At 47.0% G+C, this 6,815-nt stretch carries 4 protein-coding genes and 1 riboswitch; of the genes, 2 read left to right on the forward strand and 2 right to left on the reverse strand.

All coding sequences use genetic code 11. The features are described 5' to 3' along the window. Positions 1-108 precede the first annotated feature (108 nt). Positions 109-1,356, reverse strand: a complete 1,248-nt coding sequence (locus Q7V48_02340) for a glycosyltransferase (GenBank protein MDO9209578.1) — start codon at positions 1,354-1,356, stop codon at positions 109-111. 214 nt (positions 1,357-1,570) lie between these two features. After that, on the reverse strand, positions 1,571-1,723 hold the full coding sequence (locus tag Q7V48_02345) for a twin-arginine translocase TatA/TatE family subunit (protein ID MDO9209579.1): 153 nt from the start codon (positions 1,721-1,723) through the stop codon (positions 1,571-1,573). Positions 1,724-2,869: 1,146 nt separating this feature from the next. Beyond that, a riboswitch (cyclic di-AMP (ydaO/yuaA leader) is annotated at positions 2,870-3,002 on the forward strand. Positions 3,003-3,058: 56 nt separating this feature from the next. Between Q7V48_02345 and Q7V48_02350 the strand changes: the two genes are divergently transcribed. Then, the gene (locus Q7V48_02350) at positions 3,059-4,996 is read left to right on the forward strand and encodes a KUP/HAK/KT family potassium transporter (GenBank protein ID MDO9209580.1); all 1,938 of its coding nucleotides are present in this window, start codon (positions 3,059-3,061) and stop codon (positions 4,994-4,996) included. Positions 4,997-5,192: 196 nt separating this feature from the next. After that, a complete protein-coding gene (locus tag Q7V48_02355) occupies positions 5,193-6,584 on the forward strand; it encodes a CoA-binding protein (protein MDO9209581.1) in 1,392 nt (463 codons plus the stop codon). The last annotated feature ends 231 nt before the right edge of the window (positions 6,585-6,815 follow it).

Below are 6,815 nucleotides of genomic sequence, written 5' to 3' on the forward strand. Positions count from 1 at the left end.
ATACCTTGCCATGATAAACACCTGTCTCAGAAGGGCGGCATAGTGCAAAGTTGCGCTTGAACCATCATTATCTTTCTGTCCCCGAATGGAGATTTCATTTTACCTCCTTTAGAGATTAGCTATCCATGTGACGTGAGACTCTACTTTTGGATTAGGAATATTATAATCAGACCAACCGTTCTTTTCATCCCAGATGAAGTCCTCACACCCCAATTCAAGGAACCTGTCATGAATCATCCTATCGTAATGAACCCTAATGGATCTTACATGTCGATGTATATCCTTATTCCTTACTTGCTGCGCAGTGTTGCTGATATACTGTAAGTAGCATAGCTTAGGAACCCATACCATCCGGGTCTTAAGAAAAGTCCTGACCATGATCTCATAGTCGTCGGCAACATGAAGCTCTTTATTATGACCCCCTATAGATTCATAAAAAGACTTTCTCCAGGCCCGTATATGGTTAGGGGCTGATATAATATGGCGAATCGTCTTAGCATTTATGTTGCCCCCCTTCCCTGACTTGTACAGCTTGCCCTTATACTCAACATCGGTATAGGAACCATACCCAAAGGCCCAGCCATCCCTGTAGGTGAAATTTGTACCGTCCTCCAAGATCTCAGCACAGTCCGTATACAGGAACCCAGCCTCTGGGAACTGTTTAAAGCCCTTTACAACGTAATCTAAAGCATAGTCGGTCAATTCATCATCATGGTCCAGTTCTACGAGGATATGGCCCTTTCCGAGGCTACAGGCCCAGTTCTTTACCTTACCTATGATTCCTGAGTGCTCCCATGGCTTAAAAGCCTGTATCCTGTGATCTTTCTTGGCAAGGGTACTTACCATTTTAAATGTTTTTCCAGCATCATCTGAGTCATCCACGATGATCCATTCCCAATTGGTATAGGTCTGTTCTTTGAGGGAATCGAATGGCCGAGAGATTTTTTCCTGCGTTTTATAAGCGGCGGTAAAAACGGTAACGAGAGGATTGTCATCCGCTCGCCGGTCGTTAAACATATTTGTTAAATAGGAGTTGTAAGCATCTATACCAAGCTGAGTTAGGTCTGGCAGGGTATCATAATGGAGCCATCTCTTTCGGATCTCGAAAGGAGCTTTGGTAAGGTTAGAAAAAGAAGATAAATTACCAATCGTTATAATGACTTGGGGCCTATCCTGAATGAGAACTTGTTCAAGGTTAGAATCAGAAGAATAACATCGGCAGTCGAGTCTCGTCTCCTCATAGTCTTCCCCTATTGGAGTTACTAATTCAAAGTGATTATGTCCAAAGATACAAATTACGGGTAACTTCCCGCTCCTGCCTTTAAAGAATTTTTCTGCAATAGTCATCAGCTTCATAAGGTTTTTTTGATAAGAACTCGCTTGGGGGCTGTATTGCCATCCTTTCTTGGACTACCGTTAAAGGCGACAACCTTCGTTTTGTTCTTCTCCCTCCTTTCTTCCCCTGAGAAGAAATTCTTTTAAAATTATTATTTCTCACATCGTTCCAAGGCTCATACTATGGATGAAATCAATTTTTAGCCTTCTCTTCATGATTCTGAGTCTCATGAGGCTATAATTTATTGGCTCCCCCTTCCATGCCTTTTTTAAAGCCCCGAATGGCCTGGCCCAAGCTACTCCCCAACTCCGGCAGGCGCTTTGCACCAAAGATAAAAAAAACAATCAATAAGATGACCATAAGCTCTTGCGAACCAATACCAAACATAGGAATCGCCTCCTTCTATAGGTCAATAATACGTATTAAAAAAGAGGTTAATTAAAAAGAGAATAAAAAGTGGAACTTCTCAACAACGGAGAACGGAGATGGGCTGATCAAGAGAAAAACTTTGAAAAGAGAGGCGGAGGAGCTGCCCAATACAGAAAAAACAAAAAAGAGAAGTTACGGGAGAGAAACTTCGTACAAATATTTTTATTTTGTTCTGCTCATCGGCTAGTAGATTTTCCTGATCAAGATTCTCAAAGGTTGGATTAGGAGAAAAGAAATCAATTTCTATTAAATTATTGTATTGAAAATAGACTGGATAAACTACCAGAAAGAAGGAAATCATTATAACCAGAAAGGATTGGATTCTCTCAGGCCTATTCTTCATGTTAAAATTCCAAGTATTTTAAGGCCATGCTTTTATAGTAATTCTTTTACAAATTTTTTGCCATGTCAAGGGTTTTTATCTGATATTTTTTTTCTTCTCTATTTGAGCGACAGTGCTTTCAGACCCTATAACGCTGTACCCTTTAGTTATTAAACAACCCCAGAGTCATATAGAATCAGGCCCTACTCCACCTGTTCCAACCGAAGCCAAGGCGTTTCTTCGCACTCATCAGATGCCTCTGGATCCTCTTTCCCACCCCGTCTTTAATATATCCAAAACACCGGCTAGAGTTTCGGATCCGAAAGTAATTTGGAACATCTTATCTCCTCTAAAAAAGGTGAGGGGGAGAAAACCCTTCTGTAAGTTGACAATTTGCGGGTTTATTAATGAATGGAGTCTACGATAACGCTGCTCGTTGATCAAGAAAATTTTGGTCTTCCCTTTATGCCAATTTTCAGACTCAGGATTGTATGGGGCCACAATATTTTGTAGGTTACTTTGAGCCTCTAAAATTGCATCTATCTTGCCAAAAAAGAAATCCATCCTTTGAATGGGAAAATTGCAGCTTTTTGGGTACAAAAAAACTTGTGATCGATAGCCGCTATTCCAGCTCTTCCCGATCTTTTCAAAATTACTTGTCTGAAATATACTAAGCCTTTTTGAGTTTTTCCATCATAAAATTGCCACATAAATCTATGGATTTTCAATCCAGAAGGGGCTATCGAAGGCAACTTGACAACCTAAGTGAGGTGTTCTATCATATTTTTTAATTGCCAAATCCTGATGATCAGGAGCGGGGGAACCATCTTTTGGGGGGGCATCGCCATATGGCGTAAGGTAACCTCAACGGCCCTATCCCGGCAGCTAACCTCGCAGGCATCGTTGAGAAGAACCTGCTGGAGTTCCCGGGGGACTCTTTCTCCATTTTTGAGACTCCGGAGGCTCGAGTCTTGGTACAACCGAATATCCACCTTGGGAATCACCACGCTATGTCTGCCCACGATCCAGGATCCAACCATCACTTGCTCACAAACAAGACAATCGCGCTCGCCCTCGGTGCTCTGGGGGTAGTTTATGGCGACATCGGTACCAGCCCTCTCTACACGATCCGGGAGTGTTTTCACGGACAGCATGCCATTGCTTTAAATCAGGCGAATGTCTATGGAGTAATGTCCCTTGTCTTTTGGTCCCTGACCGTTGTGGTGAGCATTAAATATGTTGTCTTCATACTTCTGGCGGATAACCACGGAGAAGGCGGTATTTTCGCCCTCCTGGGATTAATATCAGCCGACCGAAAAGACTTTTCGCCCCGCCTGCGTTCGGGGGTGATCATCGCCGGAATCCTGGGCGCAGGACTCCTTTATGGAGATGGCATTATCACGCCGGCGATATCCGTCCTTTCAGCCATCGAGGGTCTCGAAGTGGCTACCAAGGCAGCGGAGCCAATGGTCTTACCTCTAACCTGCGGCGTGCTCATCTTGCTCTTTCTTTTACAGCGCCGAGGAACCGCCGACATCGGGAAAATCTTCGGGCCGGTGATGATGGTCTGGTTTGTGACTATCGCCACTTTCGGAATTGGCCACATTGCTGAGGAACCCCATATCTTACTCGCCATACATCCGGTTCATGCCTACGAATTCTTTGTCAACAATAAGCTCCACGCTTTCGTCGTTTTCGGCTCGGTTGTGCTCTGTTTAACCGGCGGCGAAGCCCTTTACGCCGATCTGGGCCATTTTGGGCGCAGAGCCATCCGCCTTTCCTGGATGGGCATAGCTTTCCCCTCTCTGCTTTGCAACTACTTTGGCCAGGGAGCGGTCCTCCTGGCACATCCTGAAATGATCGTCAATCCCTTTTACGGGTTGGTGCCAATTTCTCTCCTTTATCCCATGGTGGGTCTCTCCACCATCGCTACCGTGATTGCCTCCCAGGCGTTAATTTCCGGTGTTTTCTCGTTGACTCAACAGGCGATTGAGCTTGGATTTTGCCCCCGTCTTCGGATTGTCCACAAATCGCACGAAATCCAGGGCCAGATTTATATTCCGGGAGTGAATTACGCCTTGATGCTCGCCTGCTTAGGCGTTGTAATTGGTTTCCGTGGGTCTAGTGGCCTGGCCGGGGCTTATGGGATTGCTGTTACGGGAACGATGACCATCACATCCATTCTGTTCTTTTTCGTGATTACCCGTGTTTGGAACTGGTCACTTTGGAAAGCGATTCCCCTGGTTGCTGTCTTTCTCATCTTCGATATCTCTTACTTTGGAGCCAATCTCCTGAAAGTCATAGACGGAGGCTGGTTCGCGCTTCTTGTGGCTGCGCTCCTCACGGTCATCATGACCACATGGAGAAAAGGGCGCACGGAACTTATCCATAAAATTGGCACAAGGATGCCCTTGAAGCTCTTCCTGGAGGACGTTGCCAGGCATAAAATTCCGCGGGTAGAGGGTACAGCGGTATTCATGTCTGTTACCCCTGAGGGTACGTCACCGGTTCTTCTGCATAATCTTAAGCATAATCAGATTCTTCATGAAAAGGTTGTCCTCCTCTCGATCCTTTCCGCCAATATTCCAAAGGTCCGGGCGAGCCAACGGGTAAAAGTCGAGGATATGGGTCAGGGATTTTATCGAGTTGTGGCCTACAATGGCTATATGCAAAGACCGAATGTGCCGGAGATTTTGAAGCTGGCATCCAAATCTGGCCTGCATATCGACGAAGCCAGGACGACCTATTTCTTAGGACGAGTGACGATCTTTACCACCGGCCAATCGAAGATTTCACATTGGCGAAAGGCCCTCTTCGCTTTCATGTCTCGAAGCGCCGGAACACCAGCAGCATATTTCAATTTACCCCCAGACCGCGTAGTAGAACTTGGTGCCCAAATCCAGCTTTAACTTTGAGCGCAGGGATAAACAATCGCTTCCAGGCTTAGTTTCTATTGGAGCGCCTTTTCTTAGGCCAGAATAAAATCGTAAGAAATTTTCTTCTTGACTTTAAGAAAGCAGTCAATTAACAAAGACCGTACGGCGTTAGGCGCAAGGCGGAAGGCTAAAGGTATAAGGAATGAGGCAATATGGAGAATGAAAAACCGTGACCGGAATCGATTTATTATTCAATCCCCGTTCCATAGCCGTTGTCGGCGCTTCCGATGATCTTTCGCGCATCGGAGGGCTCCCTATCCGATTTTTGCACCACCATGGGTATTCCGGTAAAATTTTTCCAGTAAACCCAAAGTACAAGGAGATTGCCGGACTCCCTTGTTTTTCCACTCTCACAGCTATTCCTGAGCCCGTGGACTTGGCCCTGATCGGGATTCCTCGACAGTTGGTGTTGGAAGCATTCCAGCAGTGTGCCCAAAAAAGGATTCCTTTCATCATTCTTTTCAGTGCGGGATATGCCGAGATGGGAGAAGCGGGCCGGAGAGAGCAGGAAGAACTCCGGCGTTTTGCCCAACAAGCTGGAATCCGGGTGGTCGGCCCCAATTGTATTGGGATCATCAATACCCACGGAAGGGTGGCGACTTCCTTCACGAGTGGTTTGGAGTTGGAATCTCTGATTCCAGGAGCCATCGGGCTCATCACTCAGAGTGGCGGAATCGGCAATTCCATCTTCACCCGAGCTTACGATCGATCTATCGGCTTGAGTTGTTTTATTTCCTCGGGGAATGAACTTGACCTGGAAGTTGCCGATTTCCTTGAGTACTTTGTGCAGGATGAAAAAACCCGATCTATCGCCCTTTTACTGGAGGATTTGAAAGATCCCCAAAAATTTATCCTTGCCGCAGAAAAAGCTTTCCAGAAGGGGAAACCCATCGTGGCCCTCAAGGTGGGGCGTTCAGAAAAAGGGAGAGAGGCGGCGGCTTCCCATACAGGTGCCATGTCCGGGCCTGACGCCATTTATGAGGCGCTCTTCAAGCAGAAATCCATCAGCCGGGTTAGGGATATCGATGATTTGTTAGAAGTAGCCCACCTCTTTGCCCGGTATGAACTCCCTGCCGGAGATAGAGTAGCCGTTCTTTCGACCTCGGGAGGAAGTGGTGCCTTATTGGCGGACCTGGCCTCCGACTACCAGCTTCGCCTTCCTATCCCATCGGTGCCCACCCGCGAAAAGCTTCACGATCTGATTCCGGCGGTGGCCTCGATTACAAACCCCATGGATATTACTACCCAGTTCATGAATGACCCGGAGGCCATTTCCCGCTACCTTACGGCTTTTGCCGAAGATGATAATTTTGACGTCCTGATCATCAACTTCACCGTTTCAACCTTAGACCGGACCCTCCGGGTGGCGGAGCGGATCGCCGCCATCAGCCCCCATCTGCCCAAACCCCTGGTGGTCTGCTGGCCCGTTGGCAATATGGCCCGCCCGGCCTTCCAGTGCCTCGAACAGGCTGGAGTACCCCTTTTCTTCCATCCTGCCCGCTGTTTATCGGCTGTGGGCCATTTCACCCGGTACGCAATCCGCCAGAAAATGCCCGTTTAATAGTATGGACTAAGAAAAGGCAGGAGGACTCATTTCTTCTTGGGTGCAGGAGCTCTTAATCCTTGCCCCCCTTCACTTTTTATTTTCGCTCATGATTTCAGGAGGATTATCAAGACCCGGCGGGGAGATGCTGCGCGCCGGCCAAACGGTGGGAGCATACCTTTCTGCACCCCTTCACTTTGCCTCCGCAGAAAGAGAGCACAAAAAACATATATCTTTGCTACAACGGTG

It is taken from the genome of Deltaproteobacteria bacterium (assembly GCA_030654105.1).
GTDB lineage: Bacteria > Desulfobacterota > SM23-61 > SM23-61 > SM23-61 > JAHJQK01.

Coding starts and splice junctions, on each gene's coding strand:
- Q7V48_02340 (MDO9209578.1), bottom strand. CDS start 1,356: ATGAAGCTGATGACTATTGCAGAAAAATTCTTTAAAGGCAGGAGCGGG.
- Q7V48_02345 (MDO9209579.1), bottom strand. CDS start 1,723: ATGTTTGGTATTGGTTCGCAAGAGCTTATGGTCATCTTATTGATTGTT.